This window comes from Pseudomonas sp. GD04158, from assembly GCF_029834875.1.
Taxonomy (GTDB): Bacteria; Pseudomonadota; Gammaproteobacteria; order Pseudomonadales; family Pseudomonadaceae; genus Aquipseudomonas; species Aquipseudomonas hydrolytica.
In genome coordinates this window covers 16,122-40,544 of record NZ_JAODYT010000025.1, presented here as the reverse complement: position 1 = coordinate 40,544, position 24,423 = coordinate 16,122, and the positions used below count along the sequence as shown (strand labels likewise).

General features: G+C 61.2%; 23 protein-coding genes, 1 tRNA gene and 1 pseudogene. 10 read left to right on the top strand and 15 right to left on the bottom strand.

Features of this window, described 5'->3' with window-relative positions; all coding sequences use genetic code 11:
• Window positions 1–71: 71 nt before the first annotated feature.
• The 3 genes from N7333_RS11875 (at window position 72) to N7333_RS11865 (ending at window position 3,173) form a co-directional block, all read left to right on the top strand.
• Window positions 72–1,082, top strand: a complete 1,011-nt coding sequence (locus N7333_RS11875; RefSeq protein ID WP_012018211.1) for a DUF2804 domain-containing protein — start codon at window positions 72–74, stop codon at window positions 1,080–1,082.
• Between the two features lie 86 nt (window positions 1,083–1,168).
• Entirely contained in the window at window positions 1,169–2,563 is a 1,395-nt protein-coding gene (locus N7333_RS11870; RefSeq protein WP_129482056.1) for a class II fumarate hydratase, read from the top strand.
• A complete protein-coding gene (locus N7333_RS11865) occupies window positions 2,556–3,173 on the top strand; it encodes an NAD(P)H-dependent oxidoreductase (RefSeq protein ID WP_012018210.1) in 618 nt (205 codons plus the stop codon). Before N7333_RS11870 ends, N7333_RS11865 begins: the two co-directional genes overlap by 8 nt.
• Here N7333_RS11865 and N7333_RS11860 read toward each other — a convergent pair.
• Window positions 3,163–3,504 (bottom strand): hypothetical protein, encoded by a 342-nt coding sequence (locus N7333_RS11860; protein WP_129482055.1) that lies wholly within the window; start codon window positions 3,502–3,504, stop codon window positions 3,163–3,165. The two genes, N7333_RS11865 and N7333_RS11860, sit on opposite strands and share 11 nt — an antisense overlap.
• Complete coding sequence (locus N7333_RS11855; RefSeq protein WP_012018208.1) at window positions 3,492–4,478, bottom strand: DMT family transporter; 987 nt, start codon at window positions 4,476–4,478, stop codon at window positions 3,492–3,494. The genes N7333_RS11860 and N7333_RS11855 overlap by 13 nt, the downstream gene beginning before the upstream one ends.
• Before the next feature lie 278 nt (window positions 4,479–4,756).
• On the opposite strand from N7333_RS11855, the gene N7333_RS11850 reads away from it, so the two are divergent.
• Window positions 4,757–5,017, top strand: a complete 261-nt coding sequence (locus N7333_RS11850; protein WP_003245089.1) for a DUF6316 family protein — start codon at window positions 4,757–4,759, stop codon at window positions 5,015–5,017.
• Between the two features lie 12 nt (window positions 5,018–5,029).
• Here the strand turns inward: N7333_RS11850 and N7333_RS11845 are convergent, their stop codons facing one another.
• Together N7333_RS11845 and metE are read right to left on the bottom strand one after the other, a co-directional pair.
• Entirely contained in the window at window positions 5,030–6,019 is a 990-nt protein-coding gene (locus N7333_RS11845) for an alpha/beta hydrolase (RefSeq protein ID WP_012018207.1), read from the bottom strand.
• A gap of 196 nt (window positions 6,020–6,215) precedes the next feature.
• Window positions 6,216–8,519, bottom strand: a complete 2,304-nt coding sequence (gene metE, locus N7333_RS11840; RefSeq protein WP_129482054.1) for a 5-methyltetrahydropteroyltriglutamate--homocysteine S-methyltransferase — start codon at window positions 8,517–8,519, stop codon at window positions 6,216–6,218.
• Between the two features lie 169 nt (window positions 8,520–8,688).
• On the opposite strand from metE, the gene metR reads away from it, so the two are divergent.
• From metR to N7333_RS11810, 6 genes are all read left to right on the top strand, one after another.
• Window positions 8,689–9,606 (top strand): transcriptional regulator MetR, encoded by a 918-nt coding sequence (gene metR, locus N7333_RS11835; RefSeq protein WP_012018205.1) that lies wholly within the window; start codon window positions 8,689–8,691, stop codon window positions 9,604–9,606.
• A gap of 252 nt (window positions 9,607–9,858) precedes the next feature.
• Window positions 9,859–10,509: a TetR/AcrR family transcriptional regulator gene (locus N7333_RS11830; RefSeq protein ID WP_012018204.1), complete on the top strand. Its 651-nt coding sequence runs from the start codon at window positions 9,859–9,861 to the stop codon at window positions 10,507–10,509.
• A gap of 5 nt (window positions 10,510–10,514) precedes the next feature.
• Window positions 10,515–11,597 carry an efflux RND transporter periplasmic adaptor subunit gene (locus tag N7333_RS11825; protein WP_129482053.1) on the top strand — a complete coding sequence of 361 codons (1,083 nt, stop codon included), beginning with the start codon at window positions 10,515–10,517 and terminating at the stop codon, window positions 11,595–11,597.
• A gap of 1 nt (window position 11,598) precedes the next feature.
• Window positions 11,599–14,745 carry an efflux RND transporter permease subunit gene (locus N7333_RS11820; protein ID WP_129482052.1) on the top strand — a complete coding sequence of 1,049 codons (3,147 nt, stop codon included), beginning with the start codon at window positions 11,599–11,601 and terminating at the stop codon, window positions 14,743–14,745.
• Window positions 14,746–15,368: 623 nt separating this feature from the next.
• A complete protein-coding gene (locus N7333_RS11815; protein ID WP_129482051.1) occupies window positions 15,369–15,956 on the top strand; it encodes an acyltransferase in 588 nt (195 codons plus the stop codon).
• Between the two features lie 168 nt (window positions 15,957–16,124).
• A tRNA-Ser gene (locus N7333_RS11810) sits at window positions 16,125–16,214 on the top strand.
• 92 nt (window positions 16,215–16,306) lie between these two features.
• On the opposite strand, the gene N7333_RS11805 is transcribed toward N7333_RS11810, so the two are convergent.
• The 11 genes and pseudogenes from N7333_RS11805 to bamC all read right to left on the bottom strand — a co-directional run bounded on the left by N7333_RS11805 (window position 16,307) and on the right by bamC (window position 24,422).
• Window positions 16,307–16,591, bottom strand: coding sequence for a type II toxin-antitoxin system RelE/ParE family toxin (locus N7333_RS11805; protein WP_129482050.1), 285 nt, complete (start codon window positions 16,589–16,591; stop codon window positions 16,307–16,309).
• Window positions 16,591–16,866 (bottom strand): hypothetical protein, encoded by a 276-nt coding sequence (locus N7333_RS11800; protein WP_003245104.1) that lies wholly within the window; start codon window positions 16,864–16,866, stop codon window positions 16,591–16,593. Before N7333_RS11800 ends, N7333_RS11805 begins: the two co-directional genes overlap by 1 nt.
• Window positions 16,867–16,966: 100 nt before the next feature.
• Window positions 16,967–17,239, bottom strand: a pseudogene (locus N7333_RS11795) (tyrosine-type recombinase/integrase); the annotation flags it as partial.
• A gap of 728 nt (window positions 17,240–17,967) precedes the next feature.
• Window positions 17,968–18,357 carry a hypothetical protein gene (locus N7333_RS11790; RefSeq protein WP_129482048.1) on the bottom strand — a complete coding sequence of 130 codons (390 nt, stop codon included), beginning with the start codon at window positions 18,355–18,357 and terminating at the stop codon, window positions 17,968–17,970.
• 629 nt (window positions 18,358–18,986) lie between these two features.
• Window positions 18,987–19,346 (bottom strand): DUF6869 domain-containing protein, encoded by a 360-nt coding sequence (locus N7333_RS11785; RefSeq protein ID WP_129482046.1) that lies wholly within the window; start codon window positions 19,344–19,346, stop codon window positions 18,987–18,989.
• Between the two features lie 80 nt (window positions 19,347–19,426).
• The gene (locus N7333_RS11780; protein ID WP_129482045.1) at window positions 19,427–20,104 is read right to left on the bottom strand and encodes a hypothetical protein; all 678 of its coding nucleotides are present in this window, start codon (window positions 20,102–20,104) and stop codon (window positions 19,427–19,429) included.
• Between the two features lie 76 nt (window positions 20,105–20,180).
• Window positions 20,181–20,408 (bottom strand): hypothetical protein, encoded by a 228-nt coding sequence (locus N7333_RS11775; RefSeq protein WP_129482044.1) that lies wholly within the window; start codon window positions 20,406–20,408, stop codon window positions 20,181–20,183.
• 553 nt (window positions 20,409–20,961) lie between these two features.
• Window positions 20,962–21,297 carry an Imm45 family immunity protein gene (gene imm45 / locus N7333_RS11770; RefSeq protein WP_252576672.1) on the bottom strand — a complete coding sequence of 112 codons (336 nt, stop codon included), beginning with the start codon at window positions 21,295–21,297 and terminating at the stop codon, window positions 20,962–20,964.
• A gap of 84 nt (window positions 21,298–21,381) precedes the next feature.
• Complete coding sequence (locus N7333_RS11765) at window positions 21,382–21,831, bottom strand: hypothetical protein (protein WP_129484173.1); 450 nt, start codon at window positions 21,829–21,831, stop codon at window positions 21,382–21,384.
• A 512-nt stretch (window positions 21,832–22,343) separates the two neighbouring features.
• Window positions 22,344–23,213 (bottom strand): phosphoribosylaminoimidazolesuccinocarboxamide synthase, encoded by an 870-nt coding sequence (locus tag N7333_RS11760; RefSeq protein WP_129484172.1) that lies wholly within the window; start codon window positions 23,211–23,213, stop codon window positions 22,344–22,346.
• Between the two features lie 87 nt (window positions 23,214–23,300).
• The gene (gene bamC, locus N7333_RS11755; protein ID WP_003245111.1) at window positions 23,301–24,422 is read right to left on the bottom strand and encodes an outer membrane protein assembly factor BamC; all 1,122 of its coding nucleotides are present in this window, start codon (window positions 24,420–24,422) and stop codon (window positions 23,301–23,303) included.
• Window position 24,423 lies beyond the last annotated feature (1 nt).

Below are 24,423 nucleotides of genomic sequence, written 5' to 3'. Positions count from 1 at the left end.
ATACCAACGGCTTGCGCAGCGCCCGCTCCGGCACCTGATCGCCAACCCGCGCACACACACGGACGTGCCCGATGACCAGTCTCGCCTCACACGCCACCTTTCCGCTCCAGCGGCTTTGCGACAGCAAAGGGCGACTGCTGGACGAGGCCATCGGCTGGTCGAGTCGCCCGCAGGTGGACTGTACCCTGCACGGCCACGCCGGCCGACGCAAACGCTGGAATCACTGGTGCATCACCACGCCGCAATGGATGCTTGCGCTGACCCTCGCCGATCTCGACTACGTGGGCTACGGCGCCGCCTACTTCCTCGATCTGGACAGCGGCCAGTCCGTGGCCCATACCCAGCTCCGCCCCTTCGGCCTGGGCTGCCAGCTGCCCGATCTGCCGCTGGAAAGCCACGCCTTCAATCACTCGCGCCTGCAACTGCGCATCGATGAGCATTCCGGGCGCCTTCGTCTCTCCGCCACCGCGCCGGACATCGGCGGCCAGCCGCTGCAGGTCGCACTGGACATTCAGCGCCCGGCCCACCTGCAGTCGATCAACCTGGTCGCCCCTCTGCAGGGCGGCGGTTTCCACGCCACCAGCCGCCAACTCGGCCTGCCGGCGGCCGGCAGCGTGCAGCTGGGGCGCAAACAGTACAGCTGCGTGCCCGGGCATAGCTTCGCCGCCCTGGATTTCGGCCGTGGCGTCTGGCCACTGAACAGCTACTGGCAGCGCGCGGCCTTTGCCGCCGCTGGCGGCATCGCCGGGAATTTCGGCTCCGGCTGGCTGGACTACAGCGGGCTCTCGGAAAATGCCCTGTGGTTCGGTGGCGAACTGCAATTGCTCGACAGCCCGCTGCACATCGAACGCAGCTCGCAGGCGCCGCTGGCCCCGTGGCGCCTGGACAGCGAGGACGATCGCGTGGCCCTGCGCTTCACCCCGCGCCAGCTGCACAAAGCCTGTCCCAAGCTCGGCCCCTTCCATGCCAATACCATCCAGCGCTTCGGCCATTACAGCGGTGTACTGCGCGGCCCCAAGGGCGAACGCGTGCCGGTGGATGGCGCCCTCGGCTGGCTGGGCGAGACGCACGCCCGCTGGTAATAGGCGCGATAGATAAGTTGCGGAACCAGTACCGGGCGGCACGACCTAAACTGCCAGCAACCTTGCAATTGCCCCCGGAGAACGCCATGAGCCGCACCGAAACCGACAGTATCGGCCCCATCGAGGTCCCCAACGAAGCCTATTGGGGCGCCCAGACCCAGCGCTCGCTGATCAACTTCGCCATCGGCCAGGAGCGCATGCCCATGGCGGTGCTGCACGCCCTGGCGCTGATCAAGAAGGCCGCCGCACGGGTCAACAGCCGCAGCGGCGAGCTGCCGGCCGACATCGCCCGGTTGATCGAACAGGCTGCGGACGAAGTGCTCGATGGCCAGCATGACGCGCAGTTTCCCCTGGTGGTCTGGCAGACCGGCAGCGGCACGCAGAGCAACATGAACGTCAACGAGGTGATCGCCGGCCGCGCCAACGAACTGGCCGGCGGCAGCCGTGGCGGGAAGAGCCCGGTGCACCCCAACGATCACGTCAACCGCGCACAAAGCTCCAACGACTGCTTCCCCACCGCCATGCATATCGCCGCCGTCCAAGGCGTGCGTCATTGCCTGCTGCCGGCGCTGGCCGAGCTGCGCGACGGTCTGCAAGAGCAGGCGCAGCGTCACGCCAACCTGGTCAAGACCGGGCGCACCCACATGATGGACGCCACACCCATCACCTTCGGCCAGGAGCTTTCCGCCTTCGTCGCCCAGCTTGGCCATGCCGAAGCAGCGATCCGCGCCGCCCTGCCCGCCGTCTGCGAGCTGGCCCAGGGTGGCACAGCCGTCGGCACAGGGCTCAACGCCCCGGCCGGCTTCGCCGAGGCCATTGCCGCCGAGCTCGCCGCACTGTCCGGCCTGCCGCTGACCAGCGCGCCGAACAAGTTCGCCGCGCTGTCCGGTCACGAGCCACTGGTGCAGCTCTCCGGGGCCCTGAAAACCCTGGCCGTGGCGCTGATGAAGCTGGCCAACGACCTGCGCCTGCTCGGCTCCGGCCCGCGCGCCGGGCTTGCCGAGGTGCGCCTGCCGGCCAACGAGCCGGGCAGCTCGATCATGCCCGGCAAGGTCAACCCGACCCAGTGCGAAGCGCTGTCGATGCTCGCCTGCCAGGTGCTGGGCAACGACGCCACCATCGGCTTCGCCGCCAGCCAAGGGCACCTGCAGCTCAACGTGTTCAAACCGGTGATCATCCACAACCTGCTGCAGTCGATCCGCCTGCTCGCCGACGGTTGCCGCAACTTCCAGCAGCACTGCGTGGCCGAACTGCAGCCGGACGCCGCGCAGATGGCCGCGCACCTGGAAAACGGCCTGATGCTGGTGACCGCGCTGAACCCGCATATCGGCTATGACAAGGCCGCGGAGATCGCCAAGACGGCCTATGCCGAGGGCAGCACCCTGCGCCAGGCCGCGCTGCAGCTCGGCTACCTGACCGAAGAACAGTTCGAGCAATGGGTTCGCCCGCAGGACATGCTCGGAGCCGGTCGGCATGACTGAGGGCAAGAGCGGCGCCACCCCGCTGGAAGGCGACGGCAAGCGAATCCTGCTGATTCTCGGCACGCCGAAGAAGGACAGCCTCTGCCATGCCTTGGCCGAGGCCTACAGCCACGGCGCACGCAGCAAGGGCCATGTGGTGCGCCAGCTCAGGCTGGGCGAGATGCAGTTCGACCCGATACTGCGCGACGGCTACGACCAGAGCCAATCCCTGGAGCCGGATCTGCTCGAGGCCCAGCGCCTGATCCACTGGGCCGAGCACCTGGTGCTCGTCTATCCGGTCTGGTGGGGCGGCCTGCCGGCACTGCTCAAGGGCTTCTTCGACCGGGTATTTCTGCCCGGCTTCGCCTTCCGCTATCGCAATCGCTCACAGCTGTGGGACAAACTGCTCAGCGGGCGCAGCGCCGACCTGCTGGTGACCATGGATACGCCTCGCTGGTACTTCCGCTGGATCTACGGCGCGCCGGCGCATCGGCAGATGGTGCGTACCATCCTCGGCTTCTGCGGTATCAAAACCCGCCGCCTGACCGAATTCGCACCGGTGCGCCCGTCCGACGAACAGCAACGCCAGAACTGGCTGCGCAAGGCCGAGGCACTGGGTCTCAGGGCGTGACGTTCTCCGGAGCGCTCGCAGCCAGATAGTCGCGCGCCTGCTCGCCAACGAAGCGGCGCCCCGGGCTGGTAGCACTGGCCATCCATTCTTCGGGGCTGAACAGGCGGAACAGGCCGACGCGGCACAAGGTCGGCACCGCCAGGCGCAGCTCGCGCTCGACCTCGCCGCGCGCGCCCTGGTCGTAAAGCCCGATGTTATGCAGCATGGCGGCCACCGTACCGGTCTGCACGCGGCTGCCGTCCTGCAGCGTCACCGCCGGTAACGACTCCCCCGGTGCGAGGATCTTGCGGTTGATCTCGGCCAGCTTGTTGCCCTGCTTCATTTCGTCCATTGCTCTCGCTCCGTCTCGTCAAGGTGTATGGAGGCCGCTCGCGCACGCCAGCTGGCCATGATCGATGGCCCAAGGGCGGTCAGCGCCGAACCGAGGACCACCACCACCGCACCGGCGTAGGCGATCCAGTTGACCTGCTCGGGCAGCACGTGGTCGGGCCACCAGCTCGCCGCCAGGGCCACCGAAACGAAGGTCACCAGTGGCGTCAGGGCCAGGGTCGCGCTGACCCTGGAGGCCTCCCAGTGCGCCAGCGCCTCGGCGAAGGCCCCGTAAGCCACCAGAGTGTTCAGGCAGCAGGCGAGCAGCAACCAGCCCTGCAGCGGGCTCAACTCCAGCACTTGCAGCGGATGCGCCCAGGGCGTCAGCAGCAGTGCGCAGGCCAGGTAGATCACCATCATCACCTGCACCGAACTCCACAGCGTCAGCAACTGCTTCTGCGCCAGGCCGTAGAAGGTCCAGACGAAAGCAGCCGCCAGCACGGTGAGCACACCCGTGGTGTAGGTGGTCAGCGAAGTCAGCAGCTCGCCCAGGCGCTGGTTGAAGAACAGGCCGAAGCCCAGCAGCATCACCAGCAGGCCAATCGCCTGGCCCAGGCTGAACCGCTCGCGGAAAACGAACAGGCTGCTGATCAGCAGCAGAATCGGCGCCACCTGGATCACCAGTTGCGTGGTGCCCGGGCTGAGCAGGTTGAGCCCCATCAGATAGAGCACGTAGTTGGCGGTCAGCCCGGCGACGGCCAGCGCCAGCAGCCAGCCGCCCTTGCGGCCCAGCGGGCGAAAGCGCGGCAAACGACGCGAGGCGGCGAGGTAGGCCAGCAACAGCGAACCGGCCACCGCCAGGCGGTACCAGGTGACGGTGATCGGGTCCATCACCTGAAGAACTTCTTTCAGTTTGATCGGCAGGATGCCCCACAACACGGACGTGGTCAGGGCGAGCAGCAGGCCGTATAGCCAACGGCCGGAAGAAATGTGCATGGTGACCTCTAGCTCGCGGCCGGCAGAGCTTGCCAGCCGCAGCAGGTCATTCTAGGGAAGGCAGGGAGATAGACACAGTAACAGTTCCACCCCGCTCCCAGCCGTAACTGTACCTGTCAGCGGCGAGAAGACGTCAGCTCTCCGGCGTCAAGATCCTGGAAATACCACCAAAAACTGCGATCAGGTCGGCAATTTCGACCATTGGTCGCCTGCCCCTACGCCGCGCGGCGCGCGCAGTAGACTCAGATCATCCAGCACCTGCAGATGGAGCTCTCGTCATGTTCGGCCAACGCAACGTCGACCCCCAGCCCGGCACGCATTACCGCAGCTCGCGCCTGAGCGCCGTCAATGGCCAGTACTTCTTCGCCACGCGCGAGGGCACGCTGGAAGGCCCCTTCACCTCACGCCACGATGCCGAGCAGAGCATCGTCCGCTACATCGAGCGCATGGCCATGGCCGACAAGCTGCTACGCCACAGCAGCGAGCACATCGACCAGCTGCAACGCCGCGAAGCGATCAAGCACAACCAGGAGCTGTGAGCGCCCCTCGCCTCACAGACGCGCCAGCCCCAGATCACTGCGGTGTGCTGCCAGGTGCGGCAGCACCGCGGCCAGCAACGGCTCCTTGAAAGCATCCTGAAAACGGTGAGCCAGGCCCGGAATCAGCTTGAGCTCGGCACCTTTTATGTGCGCCGCCACGTGCACACCATGCATCACCGGCAGCAAGGGATCGGCGGTGCCATGCACCACCAGCGTCGGCACCTGCAGGCGGTTGAGCAGTTCGACCCGACTCGATTCGGCCAGGATCGCCAGCAACTGTCGCTGCACGCCCTCGGGGTTGAAGGCACGGTCATAAGCCAGTTCGGCCTGATGCAGCAGCATCGCCCGATCATCACGTACCGCCGGGCTGCCCAACGCGGCGAGCAGGTCGGCCTGCTGCTGCAGGGCCGCCTCCCGGCTGCCGGCCTCGCGTCGGGCCAATAGCGCCACCAGGGCATCGCTGGGTGCAGGCAGGCCCTGGGCGCCGGAACTGGTCATCACCAGCGTCAGGCTGAGCACGCGCTGCGGCGCCAGATCGGCCAGGTGCTGGGCGATCATGCCGCCCATGCTCGCGCCCAGCACGTGGAAGGCATCGACATCGAGACTGTCCATCAACCCCAGCGCGTCGCCAGCCATGTCACGCAGGTGGTACGGCGCGCCGAGCGACAGCCCCAGTCGGTAGCGCAGCACCTCGTAAGCCAGATTGATGCTCGGGGCCGGCTTCTGCCAGACGCTCAGACCGACATCGCGATTATCGAAACGCACCACGCGAAAACCCTGCTGACACAGGCGTTCAACGACTTCGTCGGGCCAGTGGATCAGTTGCCCACCGAGCCCCATGATCAGCAGCAATGCCGGATCGTGCTCACTGCCAACGCTCTGGTAGGCCAGGCGCACGTCGCCCACCTCCGCGTAACGGGTCGGCTCGGACAGGTCGCAATGATTGGCCGCAAAGGACGGCAGGCCGCACAGCAGCGCGGCGAAGAAAATGAACGCACGCATGGAAACACCAGAAACGCAGAACCCCACTGAAACGCGAGTCTGATGAAAGACGTTCGACGGCGCTGCCACACAAGCATGACAGTTTGATGAAGGGGGACGAGCGGTCGCTTCCCAGGTGACGGCAGGCGCCATCAAGAGCGTCGGGAACGCCCTTCACATACCTGTGCAAGGGGCGTTCGCCGGGCCGAGAGAACGGTCAGGCCAGTTCGGCACGCAACTGCCTGGCCGCCGCCACCATGTTCACCAGCGCCGCCTCGGTCTCCGGCCAGGCACGGGTCTTCAGGCCGCAATCGGGGTTGACCCACAGGCGCTCGAGCGGGATACGCCGCGCCGCCTTGCGCAACAGACCGGCCATCTCGGCGCTGTCCGGCACGCGCGGCGAGTGGATGTCGTAGACGCCCGGGCCGATCTCGTTGGGGTAGTCGAAGCGCTCGAAAGCCTCCAGCAGCTCCATGTCAGAACGCGAGGTCTCGATGGTGATGACATCGGCGTCCATGGCGGCGATGGACTCGATCACATCGTTGAACTCGCTGTAGCACATGTGGGTGTGGATCTGCGTCTCGTCGCGCACCCCACTGGCGGTCAGGCGGAAGGCCTCGGTCGCCCAGTCCAGGTAGCCTTGCCAGGCCGCCTGGCGCAGCGGCAGCCCCTCGCGGAACGCCGCCTCGTCGATCTGGATGATGCGGATACCCGCCGCCTCCAGATCCACCACCTCGTCGCGAATGGCCAGCGCCAGCTGTCGCGCCTGCGCTTCGCGGGAGACGTCCTCGCGCGGGAAGGACCACATCAGCATGGTCACCGGGCCGGTCAGCATGCCCTTCATCGGCTTGTCGGTCAGGCCCTGGGCGTACTTGATCCACTCCACGGTCATGGCCTGCGGGCGGCTCAGATCGCCGACTATCACCGCCGGTTTGACGCAGCGCGAGCCGTAGCTCTGCACCCAGCCGAAGCGGGTGAAGGCGTAGCCGTCGAGCTGCTCGGCGAAGTACTCGACCATGTCGTTGCGCTCGGCCTCGCCGTGCACCAGCACGTCCAGACCAAGGTTCTCCTGCACCTCAACGGCGTGGCGAATTTCGGCGCGCATGGCCTCGGTGTACTCGGCCGCACTCAGCTTGCCCTGCTTGAACGACTGTCGCGCCAGGCGGATGGCCGAGGTTTGCGGGAAGGAGCCGATGGTGGTGGTCGGCAGCAACGGCAGCTGCAGGCATTCACGTTGTTGCGCGATGCGTTCGGCGAACGGCGATTGGCGCTGGGCATGACGCGGACGAATCGCCTCCAGACGCGCCTTCACCTCAGGTTTGTGAATGCGCGTCGATGCGGCGCGGGCGGCCTGCACCGCACGGCTGGCTTCCAGCGCGGCTTGCACCGAGGCATCATCCGGCGCCTCCAGGGCCCTGCCGAGCAAGGCGACCTCCTGGCACTTCTGCACGGCGAAGGCCAGCCAGCTCTTCAGTTCGGCGTCCAGCTGATCCTCGCGCTCCAGGTCCACCGGGCTGTGCAGCAGCGAACAGGACGGCGCGACCCACAGGCGCTCGCCAAGACGTTCGTGGGCATGGCGCAGCAGCTCGCGCACCTTCTCCAGATCGCAGCGCCAGACGTTGCGCCCGTTGACCACGCCCAGCGACAACACTTTATAGGCTGGCAGGCGGTCGAGAATGGTCGGGTACTGCTCGGGCGCGCGCACCAGGTCGATATGCAGACCGTCCATCGGCAGGTTGGCGGCCAGACCGAGGTTGTCCTCCAGGCCGCCGAAGTAGGTGGCGATCAGCTTCTTGCACGGCTCGCGCTGAATCAGGTTGTAGGCACGCTCGAAGGCATTCTTCCACGCCTGCGGCAGGTCCAGCACCAGGATCGGCTCGTCGATCTGTACCCATTCCACGCCCTGCGCCGCCAACCGCTGGAAGATCTCGCCATAGACCGGCAGCAACCGCTCCAGCAGATCGAGACGATCGAAGTCGCTGCCCTTTTCCTTGCCCAGCCACAGATAGGTCAGCGGGCCGATCAGCACCGGCTTGACGCTGTGACCGAGGGCATGCGCCTCAGCCACTTCCTCGAACAGTTGCTCCCAGCTCAGGGCGAACTGCTGATCAGCGCTGAATTCCGGCACCAGATAGTGGTAGTTGGTATCGAACCATTTGGTCATCTCCTGCGCGTGAGCACCACCGCAGCAACTGCCACCGCTCTTGTTTGCAACGGCCCCCCGCGCCATGGCGAACAGGGTATCCAGCGCCGGCTTGCCGGCGGCCGGGCGAAAGCGCTCGGGAATCACGCCGAAGGCCAGGGAATGAGCGAGCACCTGGTCGTACCAGGCGAAATCGCCCACCGGTAGCAGGTCGATACCGGCGTCCTTCTGCAGCTGCCAATGCTCGGCCCGCAGGCGCTGACCAACGGTGCGCAGGCCGGCTTCGTCCAGTTCACCTTTCCAGTGGGCTTCGAGGGCTTTCTTCAGTTCGCGGTCGCGGCCAATGCGCGGGAAGCCGAGGGAATGGGACAGGGCCATGTCGGAACGCTCCAGTATGAAATCGAGATGGCGCCATTCTCGGCATCGACACCGAGTGAGACAAACTCAAGATTTTCGTCTTGATCTAAAGATTTACTCATGTAGGCTGTATGAACTGCCTTCATCCAGCCCTGACATTGGATGAGCGAAACCCTCGTAGAGAATCGTCATGCTCGAGCTGCGCCATCTGAAAACCCTGCACGCCCTGCGCGAAACCGACAGCCTGGTGGAGGCGGCCGAGCGCCTGCACCTGACCCAGTCGGCGCTGTCGCACCAGTTCAAGGAATTGGAAGAACGCCTGGGCCTGCAGTTGTTCGTGCGCAAGACCAAGCCGGTACGCTTCACCAGCGCCGGCCTGCGCCTGCTGCAGCTGGCCGACGCCACCCTGCCGCTGCTGCGCGGCGCCGAGCGTGACCTGGCGCGCCTGGCCGGCGGCACTGCCGGTCGGCTGCACATGGCCATCGAGTGCCACAGCTGCTTTCAATGGTTGATGCCGACCATCGACCAGTTTCGCGATGCCTGGCCGGAGGTGGAACTGGACCTGGCCTCGGGCTTCTCCTTTGCCCCGCTGCCGGCGCTGGCCCGTGGTGACCTGGACCTGGTGGTGACCTCGGATCCCGTCGAGCTGGCCGGCATCACCTATGTGCCGCTGTTCACCTACGAGGCGATGCTTGCTGTGGCCAACCAGCACCGTCTGGCGCACAAGGCCTTCATCCAGCCGCTGGATCTGGCCACGGAAACCCTCATCACCTACCCGGTGGAGCGCGACCGCCTGGATATCTTCACCCGCTTTCTCGAGCCGGCCGACGTGGAGCCGGCGCAGGTGCGCACCTCGGAGCTGACGGTGATGATGATGCAGCTGGTGGCCAGCGGCCGCGGCGTGTGCGGCCTGCCCAACTGGGCGCTGCACGAGTACAGCTCGCGCGGCTACGTCAGCGCCAAGCGCCTGGGGGAAAAGGGCCTGTTCGCCACGCTCTATGCGGCGATCCGCACCGACATGCTCGATGCGCCCTTCATGCGCGACTTCCTGCTCACCGCCAAGGACACCTCCTTCGCCAGCCTCGAAGGGGTTAGCGTGGCGCGCTGACGGCCGCACACAGGGTGCGCATGGCGCACCCATTCACTACCGCCGCCCTGGTGCGCATGGCGCACCCTACGCCTGGCGTCACGTCTCGCAACGTGTTTCCAGCGTCGCCAACCACCTACGATTACCTCTCCAATCGCCAACGCCATGGCGAACGCCCATCCCCACCAAGTGCCTTGTTACAACTCCCTCCTTGCCGCACTGTGACCAACAGTCATAGTATGACCACCGGTCACAACTCTCCGTGAAAGGCCCATGCGCTACCAGGATCAACTCTTCCAGCAACGGGAAAACGCCCTGCTCGAATCCGCTCGCCAGCTGTTTCAGGAGCAATCCTGGGACCGCGTCACCATCGCCGAAGTGGCGCTTCACGCCGGCATCGGCAAGGGCACGGTGTACAAGCACTTTTCCAGCAAGGAGGCGCTCTATGCCCGCCTGGTACTGGACTGCTCGCGCCGGCACCTGAGCGAACTGCGCGAAGTCGCGAACCAGGCATCACCGCAGGCAGCCATGCGCCGGGTGATTCGCCGCGCCTTCGAGCAATTGCTGGCCGACCCGCTGCAGGCCGAGCTCTGTCTGCTATGCGACCGCCCGGCCTTTCAGGAGCGCCTGGACGCGCCCTACCGTGAACAGTTCATCGAGCTGGAAGGCCAGTACATGGCTCTGTTCAACCAGTTGCTGCGAGGCAGCTTCGGCGAGCTCTCCCCCGCGCACTGCCAGAACCTGTTGTGGGGCGTCGAAGCCTGCGTCAACGGCGTGATGGCCCGCATCGCCTCGGGCGGTTTCGCTCACTGGGCCGAGCCCATCGAACTGGACGCCTATTTCGAACGCGTCACCGATTTCATCATCGCCGGCCTGCAAGGCCAGGCTGCCGCGCTGCAAGCAGCGCCTGCACTCAGCGAGTAACCCCCATGTTCGCGCAACTCAGCAAACGTCCCTGGATCATCGCCATCGTCATCGTGGTCGCGCTGCTGGCCTGGCTGCTCAGCGGTGATCGTTTCGCCGCTCGCGACGCGGTCGAGCCGGACCAACCCGCTGCGGCCGCCGATCTGGCGCGCGTCGAGGTGCAATGGCTGCAGGCCGAGCCGATGCAGCGCCAGCATGTGGTGCAGGGCCAGATCGAGGCCTGGCGCCGGGTCGAGCTGCGCGCCCAGGTCAGCGGCAGCGTGCAGAGCCTGGATCAGGACAAGGGCAACCGCGTCGCCGCCGAGCAACTGCTGTTGAGCCTGTCCCCGGATGATCGCCCGGCCCAGGTCGCGCGTAGCGAGGCCGATGTGCGCCAGCGCGAAAGCGATGTGACCGCCGCCAAACGCCTGCGCGAGCGCAACCTGATTTCCGCCAACGAGCTGATGCGTCTGGAAAGCGAGCTGGCCAAGGCCCGCGCCGAACTGGACAGCGCTCGCCTGCAACTGCGCAATACCAAGATCAGGGCGCCGTTCGCCGGCATCTACGATCAGCGCATGGTCGAGCTGGGCGACTTCGTCCAGCCGGGGCAGAGCCTGCTGACCCTGGTGGACATCGACCGCCTCAAGGTCAGCGCGCAGATCGCCCAGCAACAGGTCACCCAGCTTGAACTGGGCCAGCCGGTGAAGGTGGAACTGCTCGACGGCCGCACGCTGCAGGGCGAACTGCACTTTATCGCCGCCGCCGCCGATCCGGGCTCGCGCAGTTTCCGCATCGAGGTCAAGATGGACAACCCGGACGGCCTGCGTCTGGCCGGGGCCAGCGCCACCCTGCATATCCAGACCGGCGAGGCCATGGCTCACCGCCTGTCCCCTGCCCTGCTCAGCCTGGATGAAAGCGGCCGCCACGGGGTCAAATGGGTCAACGAGGCGCAACGCGTGGAGTTCACCCCGGTGCAACTGATCAGCGTCGACAACCAGGGCGCCTGGGTCAGCGGCCTGCCACCGAAGGTGGCGCTGATCACCCTCGGCCAGGGCTTCGTCCAGCCCGGCCAGCAGGTGCGCACGCAACTTGCCGCCGAGGGCAGCTGAGATGCATGCACTGATTGCCGCGGCGCTGGATCGCAGTCGCACCAGCCTGATGATCCTGGCCTTCCTGATTTTCGGCGGCCTGGCCGCCTATGTCGCCATTCCCAAGGAATCCAACCCGGATGTGGCGATTCCCATCATCTACGTCTCGGTCACCCTGGAGGGCATCAGCCCGGAAGACGGCGAACGCCTGCTGGTGCGCCCGCTCGAGCAGGAGTTGCGCAGCCTCGAGGGCGTCAAGGAAATGCGCTCGGTGTCCAGCGAAGGCCACGCCTCGGTGACCCTGGAGTTCGACGCCGGCTTCGACGCCAAGGTGGCCCTGGCCGACGTGCGCGAGAAGGTCGACACCGCACGCAGCAAACTGCCCGAAGAGGCCGACGAGCCGACGGTCAACGAGGTCAACGTGGCGCTGTTCCCGGTGCTGTCGATCGGCCTGTCCGGCCCCATCGCCGAAAACGAACTGGTCTACATCGCCCGGCGCCTGAAGGAGAACATCGAAGGCATCGCCGAGGTGCTCTCGGTGGAGATCGGCGGCGACCGCGAAGACCTGCTGGAAATCGTCGTCGACCCGCAGGTGCTCGACAGCTACGGCATCGATTACAACGAGCTGTTCAACCTGGTCAGCCGCAACAACCGCCTGGTCGCCGCCGGCAGCCTGGACACCGGTGCCGGGCGCATGAGCATGAAGGTGCCGGGCGTCATCGAAGACCTCGAAGACGTGATGAAAATGCCGATCAAGGTGGTCGGTGACAGCGTGGTCACCTTCGCCGATGTCGCCAGCATTCGCCGCACCTTCAAGGACCCCACCGGCTTCGCCCGCATCAATGGCCAGCCGGCCATCGTGCTGGAAGTGGCCAAGCGCAGCGGCGCCAACATCATCGAGACCATCGAGCAGGTCAAGGCGCTAATGGAGCGGGCGCAGCCGCTGCTGCCGCCGGGCGTGGAAGTCAGCTACATCATGGATCAGTCGCAGGAAGTGCGGACCATGCTCGGCGACCTCCTCAACAACGTGCTCACCGCCATCGTCCTGGTGCTGATCCTGGTGGTGGCGAGCATGGGCATGCGTTCGGCGCTGCTGGTGGGGCTGACCATTCCCGGCGCCTTCCTGACCGGCATCCTGCTGATCTGGATGCTCGGCTTCACCCTCAATATCGTCGTGCTGTTCAGCCTGATTCTGGTGGCCGGCATGCTGGTCGACGGCGCCATCGTCGTCTCCGAACTGGCCGACCGCTATCTGCACCAGGGCCAGAGCCCGCGCCAGGCCTGGGCCAATGCCGCCACGCGGATGGCCTGGCCGGTGATCGCCTCCACCGCCACCACCCTGGTGGTGTTCCTGCCGCTGCTGTTCTGGCCCGGCGTGGTCGGCCAGTTCATGAAGTACCTGCCGGCCACGGTGATCCTCTGCCTGCTGGCCTCGCTGGCCATGGCCCTGGTGTTCCTGCCGGTGCTCGGTGCGGTCAGCGGCGGCAATGCGCGACCGCAGGCACAGGGCCTCAGCCGTGCCGGCAATGCCTATCGCCGCCTGCTGGAGAAGCTGCTCAGGCGTCCGGGCCTGACCCTGCTCGGCATGCTTGCGCTGATCGCGCTGATCTACGTCGGCTACGGCCGCTTCAACCACGGCGTGGAATTCTTCCCCGACGTCGAGCCGGAAAGCGCGCAGATCTGGCTGCGCGCCCGCGGCGATCTGTCGGTGCAGGAGAAGGACGCCCTGCTCAAGCAGGTGGAGAGCCAGGTGCTGGGCATGCGCGAAGTCAAGGCGCTGTACGCACGCTCCCTGGCCCAACCGGATGGCCAGCTCGGCGCCGACGTGATCGGCACCCTGCAGTTCCAGTTCGTCGACTGGCACCAGCGCCGCCCGGCCAAGGACATTCTCGCCGAGATGAGTCAGCGCACCGCCGGCATTCCCGGCGTGGTCCTGGAATTCCGCAAGCAGGAACAGGGCCCCACCGACGGCAAGCCGGTCAAACTGCAGATCAGCGCCATGGATCCGGCGCTGGGCGAACAGTGGGTCGAGCGCATTCGCGATGAAATGACGCGACTCGGCGGCTTCGCCGATATCGAGGACGACCGCGCCCTACCCGGCATCGAGTGGCGGATCAAGGTCGACCGCGAGGCCGCCGCGCGCTTCGGCGCCGACGTGCTCAGCGTCGGCAACGCGGTGCAGATGATCACCAACGGCCTGAAGCTGGCCACCTACCGTCCCGAGGATGCCACCGACGAGGTGGACATCCGCGTGCGCCTGCCCGGCAACTGGCGTTCGCTCGACCAGCTTGGTCGCCTGACCCTCAATACGCCGGCCGGCCAGGTGCCGCTGAGCAACTTCGTCGATCTGCAGCCGGCGCCCAAGGTCGGCACCCTGCGCCGCGTCGACGGCGACCGCACCATCACCCTGCAGGCCGACCTGGCCGAAGGCGCGCGCCTGGACGAACGCCTCAAGGCGCTGCGCGAAGCGCTCGGCGAGGTACCGGCCGAGGTCAAGGTGAAGTTCGCCGGCGAGGACGCCGACCAGCGCGAAGCCGCCACCTTCCTGATGACCGCTTTCATCGTCGCCATTTTCCTCATGGCGATCATCCTGGTGACCCAGTTCAACAGCCTTTACCAGGCCGCGCTGGTGCTGTCGGCCATCGTCCTGTCCACCGCAGGCGTGCTGATGGGCCTGCTGATCAACGGTCAGTCGTTCGGCATCGTCATGGTGGGCATGGGCCTGATTGCCCTGGCCGGCATCGTGGTGAACAACAACATCATCCTGATCGACACCTACAACCAGTTGCGCCGCCAGGGCCTGGAGCCGCGCGAGGCGGCGCTGGAAACCGGCAGCCTGCGCCTGCGCCCGGTGCTGCTCACCGCGGTGACCACCATCCTCGGCCTGATGCCCATGGTGCTCAGCATCAACGTCGACCTGGTGACGCCAAGCCTCGGCTTCGGCGCGCCCTCGACGCAGTGGTGGACGCAACTGTCGAGCGCCATCGCCGGTGGCCTGGCCTTCGCCACCGTGCTGACGCTGCTGCTGACGCCCTGCCTGCTGGTGCTCGGCGCCCGCTTCGAGCGTCGCCCGCCGCCGCTGGAGACCTACGACACCGACCTGCTCGACCTGCCCGAGCACCTGATCGCCGCCAAGCCCGACAGGGCGCATCTGCAGCATCACCACTGAGCGCCCCCGCCGGACGGCGGGGGCTCCTCCAGCAACTCAGCGCAGACCGGCGCACTCCCCGGCCTGCGCCACCCTCTTCTCCAGTCAAATGCACAAGCGGACATGGCAGAGCGCCATGCTTCGCCTATGCTAAGCAGCAGACAGGGCGGGAAGGGAAAACCCAGCAGGGACGCTTTTTTACTCTTCCGCACAGCCCTCACGCCTCAGAAACGACAAAGCCCTCTCTCGGAGGGCTTTGTCGTTTTCCGTCCGCATGACCGCGCACGGCGAGCGATTGGGATACCGAGCTAACGAAGTGTATGGGGTCGGCGTCCTGCCTGTTGGCCACTTCGTTAGCCCGGTGACCGGAGAGTAGTCCAGGCAGTGGCATTGTGCCAAGCCTCATTTTTACGGTTTCGATCACATCCATAGGCAGATGGCTCAGAGCCCCACCTGAGGCACGCATCGGCGCAGACGCAAGAAAAGACAGGCTTCACATATGCGCCTCCACGCCACTGACAGAAACTATGGCAATGGTAGTCTTGCCAAGCGATCGGATACATTTATCGCTCCCACCTTAGCTGCCGCCAAAGGAACTGGTCATGCTTAGTGCCTTGGCGCTGCCCCCAACGAAAGGACTCGATATGAAAAATTTCACCATCACACTTCCTCTGGCACTTGCCCTGATTGGCTGTGGCGATAACGCCCCGTCCAACGAGGAGATAAAGAGTGCGCTGGCTAACTACCAAGGGAGGAAGGGCTGCGCAGTATCGCCATTGTTCAGATTCCCACTGGATGCCAAACGCGCCGAGGGTAACGAGAGAATTCTTGCACCTTTCACAAGCACCGGCTTGGTGGTTCTCTCAGGTGCACAGTACGAGCTGACTGCAAAGGGCAAAGCTGTCCATGATGAACAGATGCCTGGCTTCTGCTTTACCAACCGCTACGAAATCACTGACATCAAAGTCGAGAAAAGCGAGCCTGAGAAAGACCTCCCGCCAGCGTTGTCGGGCGCTTGGTATGTATCGCTTAGGTTCGTCCCCAGCAATCTGGAAGACTGGGCCAGAAGTCCCGAGCTGCTTGAGGTCGCTGGGAGAAACTCGCTAGAAAAAATTCAGCAGGACACGCCTTACATTGTCCGTGTGGCAAAGAAAGTCGGTGACGACAAGCTGTTCGTCGCAGACCCGCGCTTCCACTTCAACCCGACCATCGGGTTCAGCATGGCGTTCTGAGACGCCACGCATCAGGAGTACCTGCACGTGGTTTCGCCTGAACCCACGCGCAGGCAGAGAAGGGAGCGCCACGGTGCGCGTCGTTTACTCAACCACCTGATAGAACAAGAAAATTTTTCAAAATATGCTTCGCCAAAGCGCATTGAGCTGTTATTATGCGCGCCGCCTGGGAAGATGCCGGAGTGGTCGAACGGGACGGATTCGAAATCCGTTGTGTCAGCAATGGCACCTAGGGTTCAAATCCCTATCTTCCCGCCATATCTCAAGCCTAAGCCCCTGAAATTCCTAGAGTTTCGGGGGCTTTTGCTATCTGCGACATACAAGGTGTCGAAAGCGGGTTGAGACTGCTGCTAGCTCTGGATCGGCGGCCACATTCTGGCGACGTGCACCAGGGCGAGAATCCAGACGGCGTCAGGCTCAGCCTGATAGACAAGGCGGTAGTTCTCGTGGGGGATCAGTTCGCGAGTACCGGCCACCGTTCCCAACCTGCCCTTGTCGGGGAAGTCAGCCAGACTGGCGGCCGCAGCACTGAATAGCTCGTCCAGGTGCACAGCAGCGCGTGGGTTGTCGGTTGCGATGTATTCCCAGATATCCAGACGATCCTGCAGTGCCTCGGGTGTCCAAATGACCTGCATCAGTGACCCAGAGCCTTAGCACGGCGAGCGGCGAATTCAGCTTCTACATCATCATTGGAGCGGCCACGACCTGCCTCTACCGATGCCCTGGCAGCAGCGACCTTGCGTTGCACGAATTCCTCATGCTCTTTGGCCTGTTGCTGTTGGCGAATGAAGTCGCGCATGAGGTCGCGCATGACCTGTGAGGCCGGCCGGTGTGCAGCTTGGGCGGCTGCCATGAAGCCTTCGCGCAGTTCGGGCTCAAGCTTCAGATTGAAAACGGCTTCTTTGGCCATGGTCGTCACCTATCAGTCAATTCGTAACTACAACGTATATACGTTGTGTACATGCTAAGCAATGCTTGCGGCACCGGAAAGCACGCGTCATCGGATATGGCTATGGAGTGATGATGCCGAAAAAGCGTTGGTGATCGCTAGCTGGTCCGAACCTGACGGCATCCTGCAGGTGATCAGGAGCCAGGTACGCGTAGCGCATGGTCATGGTCAAGGTGGTATGGCCCAGGATTTTCTGCAGGGTCAGGATGTTGCCACCGTTCATGACGAAATGGCTGGCGAAGGTGTGCCGCAGCACGTGCGATGACTGGCCAGCAGGCACCGGCAAGCGAGACTCACCCAGGGCCTTGTCGAAGCTGTTCAGGCAATTGCTGAAGCCGAGAACAGGCAGCAGCCGAAACCCACACCGGTTGCCGAAATCAGCCGAGCAGAACCAGCGCCCAGGAACGACTGGGACAAGATCGTGGAAGAGCAGGCAAGGCGAGACGCAATGTCTACGCAGCAACCTGAGCAGCCCACTGGCTCAGATAGCCCTGCAGTCAAACAAACCGTATTCAACGATCAGAACTACACCCCGAGAGGGGCTGACAATGTGCTCAGCTCTAGAGAAATTCCAAAGCCTGTGATTCAAGTGCGACCGCAAGAGAAGTTGCGAGTTACTGGAATCAAGGAAGAAAGAAAGCTGGAGGATTTCTGCGGAGGAAAAGAAGGAAGCATTGAGCGACGAAATTGCAGGTCGCATGTTGGACTTAACTACCGGGACTAGTGATTGATTAAGCTCCGTCTATCGTGACAATCGATAAACCGCAGCAAGTAAGGAAATGCCAATCGCTGACCATATAAGACCAATGAGATAAGAACCTACCTCGGGGCCAAAGAAAGTAGAGAAAAGCAGGCCTAGACCACAGATGGCCCTACAGCTTGGATCAACCGAAGTCGGCAATACTTTAAGCCCAATAATGAAACTCGCCCCCAAGAACAAAAATAGCAGCCCGACCGCCCCAACAATTAGAAATGGCTTCGATTTCATTTTTTTGAGAACCACTTAATTAAGCAACAGGCAATTATGTAGCACTTAGATCGATTAAGAAATTCAGATCTACATTAGTTTTCAGTAAACTCCTCTGCCTCAATAAAAGTATCCGTCACTATGTCGCTGGCATTGAAGCGCACTACCATTGAGCTGTGCTTCCAATCCCAATGACACTGTCCGAGACTATAGCGAAATTCGGTAGAAGAATTTGGATCTTTAGTGTCGCCTAAAAGTGCTAATACCTCAGTATTATGAAGGCCAATTAACCTGTCATTTCGTATAAGAGATAGAGCCATTCCACCCCTAACGCAGCCAGGATCGCTCAGCATTGACTCTCCATTGAGATTAATCCACAAGTCGGAGTCAAACAATTGTTCTTTTGCATGAGGCGTTGTGAAATTTAGATAAATACCGCCTATAGCCACAATCAGGATGAACGCTACGGTGATTCGAGCAATCATATCTATGTCATGAAATAACGTTTGGTTAAGGGGCGAGCTTTAGCCCGTCCCAGTGAACGAAGCGAACGATTTGAACCTGTTGCTAGGCTTTTCATTTGGCAGACAGGGAAAGTGTCCCGCACCACATTACAGAGTTGCAAACAATTATTTGGTTGATGAAATAGCCAATAAGTAGACCGCTCAGACCTAGGGATAAAGCCATAAGCGGCCGGTTTCCAAATTTTCTTTTTACCAGAGATGCTGTAAGAATTGCGCTAATAATAGCACCTGGTAGTGAGAATAAATGACCTAGCCCAAGCAGACCTTCGGGGCGTGAGGCTCCCCAGTTAACAGACATTACACAAAGCAGCGATATGGCAATGCCAAGTGATGTGCCTGTTAGGAAAAGGGGCGCGGGGTTAAGAGCTGCACAGGCACCTAAAAGGACAATTGGAACAGCAAAGTAATACCAAATACCTAAGTACAGTGCATCCCCATTGATCAAGGCAAGCCAGACAACTGCAAGTGATACGATTGCTGCGAGCAAAATGTCATTTGAGCGCGATATATGCATTGAAAAGCCTAACGTTTGGTTAAGGGGCGGGCTTTAGCCCGTCCCAGTGAGCGTAGCGAACGATTTGAACCATTTGTTAGCCGCTTGCAAGAATTGCTTGCATACGTAGCCAAACGGCTTCTTCGATTTCATTTCTCCAAACACCTTGGAGCAGAGATTTAAATTTTGGACTTGAGCCCGCAAGGAGTTCAACGCGCTCAATGAAAACTGGCCCAGCACTTGCCAATAGATCTTCTAGTGGCCCTGCAGCCAAGTAGCCTGCCACATTCTCGGGAAGATCCAGCTGGGATGTGTAAACGATAAATTCCCAGAGTTGCTCGTGCTTACCTTTGAGCCACAGATCGGTCAGAAATGACTCAGTCCATGGAACCTCTGTACTTTGATCAAAGTGTTCAATCGCTCTTACCCACTCGGTTGCGAATTCTTCTAGTTTCATAAGTTATGCCGCATGGCGACTAGGCTGGCTAACGCCCGCGTAAAGCGCGCGAGGTACGAGCGTCGCATTTGACGCGATAGTTAGGCATGCTTATCGATGAATCCAAGCGTATTTTCATACTTAATTTGCGCACTCACCGGAGAGTCCTGCTTCATTTTGGTCAGCGCTGTTCGGAAGTGATTCTTCCCATTGACGGACCCGTTGTTGAACGCATAAGCATACAGATAATCTACAGGAGCTTTTCTTAGTATAGCCCTGTCTGAAACCTGCCTGTAGCAATACCTTTGATCTAGCGGCAAGTCGCTCTTAAGCTTTTCTTCCACGCTTGGAGCTAAACAGAAGCCTATCCAGTCCAGAGCCTCACCATAAGTATGAGCCTCTATCAGCGCTGGCCCAATGAAAATATTCTTCTTTGCTTGAGAGTAAAGCTTCCCATGGCTAATGCACCCTCGAACCGGAATGTTTTTCGTAATAAGTAGCTGGAAAAAATTCCTTGCAGCGCTTTCAAGGTGAGCGAAGTCCTCCAAGCTATCCGACCCTGTGTAGATGATAAATGTGTCGGAAAACCAGTAACTTAGCAATCCAGATTCTTTTATCCCTAGCTTACACGCCGAACGCATTCGGCTAAGTGCTTCAGAATACACTGGGATGACCTCTTCAATAGCCTTTGAATTAACCAAATTTGTAAATCCCAACAAGTCCAGATAGGCGAACCAGCGGGTACGGTAACGAAGAGGCTGATAATCGAGATCGAACATTTTATTGCCTAACGATTAAGCTAAGGGGCCGCGGAACGCGGTCCCAGCGAAAAAAGTGAGCGCTTTGAGCGCATTGTTAGGAGACTGCATGCGCAAGCTCCGATTGTTTGATTTCTACATCAAGACCGGATTCCAGCTCCAGAATAAATGTTGGTTCTGGGCTGAGAGATATAAGAGAAGCTAGCGAGCCTTTGCTGCCGGCGTGCGCGCCACTTACGACAAGCACGAAATCATTATGCTGATAGGCCACACCAGAAATCGGCGTATGGCTAAGGAACGCTTGATTGAGCTGCACAGACTCCACAAAGGCTCCTAACGTTTGGCTAAGGGGCGGGCTTTAGCCCGTCCCAGCGAGCAAAGCGAGCGATAAGAGCCGCACAGCAAGCTCACTAGAGAAACTAATAAGGCGATGACTGATATGACGAGTGGAGCTGCAAACTGAAACCAAGATTGTTTGAGCTCCGCCAAAACAGCTGAGAGTAGCGGAAAGTTTACGGCGTGTCGTTCGTTTCCTAAGGCAAAGGCGAACAAGTGCACTTTAGATCCATCGTCTTGGCGGTATCCATATTTTTTATCTAGATGATAATAGAGGCGGCAAAATACTATATCCGGATCGACCTTAAGATCGTTCGCTATAGCCTTACAATCAATAGGCACGTAAATTTTCGTTTGCCTTTCGGATTTCGGATCGCCTTTTTTTGAAATCGCCGAATTCTTTTAAATACCGGTCATGGATTTTCTGCAAAATTTTGCGATCTGTTGGTGGTCTTTTCATGGTACTTCCTTGTGGCTCTTAACGTTTGGTTAAGGGGCGGGCTTTAGCCTGTCCCAGTGAGCGCAGCGAACGGTTTGAACCACTAGTTAGGTTTCACGCCGTGGCCCGGTGGATAACAGTCCACGTAACTGACGGCTTCAACTTCGCACTCGGGATAAATCCAGGTTTGCCAATTTTTCTTTAGCCAAGCCACTGACACTGCGCCAGTTTCATGCTTTGCTTCGGCAGGAAACACCAACTCGGTTTGTCCGGCATGATGGCCAGATGAACATATCAGCTTATAAAACGTTGGTGAATCATGTTCTTCGATAATCATGAAGTCGACGATTTTCTCAAATGGAGCTTTTGCCGGGAAACGGAATACCACACCTCTTCCAAAAGATTTTTTCTTGCAGTTTGCAAGTGGGCGCCAATTCATCGTGTGACCTAACGTTTGGTTAAGGGGCGGGCTTTAGCCCGTCCCAGTGAGCGAAGCGAACGGTTTGAACCATTTGTTAGAGGCCTACCCAAAGAACTCATGTTCAATTTTAAGTGATGAACCAGATTCTTTTAAAATAAACGCTTTAGCTATTTTTGTGCTGCTATCTGGTTTTTTGTAGTTCGCCTTAAAGATAAATAGTGGATTTTCATCATCACCATTCTGGAGCACTTCAATGTCGCAAAGGTGTGCCCAAACATGCCGGGGCTCGCTACTAGATGAGCAGGGTTGATAATATGCGGAATGATTAGACCAGTACTTATCATATATAGATCGTTTCTGGTCAAGAAATGAATTCAATTCATCGGAGCTGTAATTTTCGCGCCCCATGACTGCAGATTCTTTTTTTTCAACCTCAAGCATCTCATCAAAGTAGCTGTGTATGACTGAACATACCGCCATTTCAATTTTATTATATATTTCTGGAAGGTTTTCGATTCGGTGAATAAGATTTAAAGCGTCACGAATTTCCATGAAAGCCTCTAACTATTAATTAGGCGACATTGCTGTCGCATAAAATACCCGCTGGCGTCTGATAACCTGCCTGGAATTTCGCTAAGCCCTTGATTTTAATCAAGCTAAAAATGAGGAAAGGAACTTGGGCAGAAGGAAAAGCGACACGCAAAGCATCCAGAATTCAGACGATCCAGGGCGTTGTGATGGCTAGACGCTACCCGGAGCCCCTAATGCTGTCTAGCCGAGTGTCGAAAAAGTGTCGAAATCAACGGGCGAAAGAGTGCCGCAATGGGCAGAAGGCATGAGGCGCAAGGCTCGATTTTGCTGGCTTTGGGCAGCAACAGGCACCCGTAAAAACGGGTTCAAATCCTTATCTTCCCGCCATTCATGGAAAAGCCCCGGATCGCAATGCGGTCCGGGGCTTTTGCTTTCATACCTCAGTCAAGCCATTCAAACTCCGCATGCCCCATACGAAAACGCCGCCCCTTAAAGGGGAGGCGTTTTTTGGCCGCTTGGGCAGGCTCTGCCGCTTACGCGGTCAGCCGGGTCAGCGCTTCGCGGTATTTGTCCGCGGTTTTCTGCGCGACGTCCGCCGGCACGGCCGGGGCCGGGGGTTGTTTGTTCCAGCCGGTGGACTCCAGCCAGTCGCGCACGAACTGCTTGTCGAAGCTGGGCGGGTTGCTGCCTTCGGCGTAGCTGTCGGCCGGCCAGAAGCGGCTGGAGTCGGGGGTCAGCACCTCGTCCATCAGGGTCAGGGTGCCGTCTTCGTCCAGGCCGAATTCGAACTTGGTGTCGGCGATGATGATGCCGCGGGTAGCGGCGTACTCGACAGCTGTGGTGTACAGCTTGATCGCGGTGTCACGCACCTTGGCGGCCAGATCGGCACCGATGATGGCTTCGCACTGCTCGAAGCTGATGTTCTCGTCGTGGTCGCCTACAGCAGCCTTGGTCGAGGGGGTGAAGATCGGCTGCGGCAGCTTGGCCGCCTCCTTCAGACCGGCCGGCAGGGCAATACCGCAGACGGTGCCGCTCTTCTGGTACTCCTTCCAGCCGGAGCCGACGATGTAGCCACGCACGATGGCTTCCACGGCGACAGGCTTGAGGCGCTTGGCGACGACCGCACGGCCTTCGACCAGTGGCAGCTCGGCTGCCGGCACCACGTCTTCGACCTTGTCACCGGTGAAGTGGTTGGGCACCAGGCCGGCCAGCTTGTCGAACCAGAAGTTGGAGATGGCGGTGAGGATCTTGCCCTTCTCCGGAATCGGTTGTTCGAGGATGACGTCGAATGCCGACAGACGATCGGTGGCCACCATCAGCATGCGCTTGTCGTCGATTTCGTAGAGGTCGCGGACCTTGCCCGAGTAGATCTTCTTCAGGCTCAGGGTGGTGGGTGTGCTCATGTCGGCATTTCCGTTTCTGGCAAACAAAACAGGCGAAACCTTTGCGGGTTTCGCCCATCGATTAACGGCTGGAGCGCGCTGCGCTGATCAGCCGAGATTATCCTGGATCAGGCTCAGCACGCGGCGCGACACATCGGCCGGGGCAACGGTGTTGAGATCCTTTTCCACGGTGACCTGGACGCCATCGCCCACCGGGGTCAGACGCACCTGGTAGCGCTCGGCGCGGGCTTCGATCTCTTCCTTGCTCGGCTCGCTGCCGAACATGCGACCGAAGAAACCGGGCTTCTGCTCGTTGACCTGGGCACCTTCGGCCAGGTTGATGTAGTACAGGCCAAGGCTGCGGTTGAGGTCGTCGACGCGCACGTTGCCAAGCTCGAGCGAACGACCAACGCCGGACCAGGCACGGTCGAAGTCGGCGCCGAGGTTGAGCACCGGGTTGCCGTTGCCGTCTTCGCTGAGGCTGACGCGGCTGGGCGCATCGAAATCGCGGGCAGCGAGCAGCGATACGGAACCGCCCTGCTCCACGCCACGCGCCATGCTCACCAGCATTTCGTCGAGCAGCGCCGCCTCCAGGCTGGCGTTGCCACTGCGCGCGGCGAAATCGACATCGGCAGTGCTGCCGGCCGGACGCTCGGCGCTGGTGACGAAGATCTCACTGGTGTTGCGCTGCACGCCGGGCTCGATGCGCACGCGCACACGGGTCTCGGCGTCCGGCGCGACGCCGGAGACGCGGCTGCTCAGGCGGCGCGCCATGCTGGCGGAGAGCTCATCGAAACGTTGCCAGGAGGTGGTGAATTCGCCAGTCTGCGGACGCTCGCTGGCGATGCGGAAACCGTTGTCCTCGAAGAACTGACGCGCCAGCGGCCAGACCTCGGCCGGTACACGCTGGGCAACCACCCAGCGCGAATCGCCACTGCGCTGCAGGCTGAACTCACGCTCGTCGGCACGCACCTGCAGGCTCTGCGGGCGCGGCACTTCGAACTTGCCGGAGGTTTCGCTGGTGCTGGCTACCTGCGCAGGCACCGGCAGCAGCGGGTCGAGACGTTTGGCCTGAACGTTGGCCGGCAGTTGCATCGGCGCGGTCTGGCGCGCCTCCAGGTAGTCGCTGCCGCGATCACGGAAGTAACCATTGTCACCCCAGAGCCAGCCACAACCGCTGGTGCTGGAGACGATCAGAGCAAGGGCGGAAAATCCGGCCAGTCGCTTCATG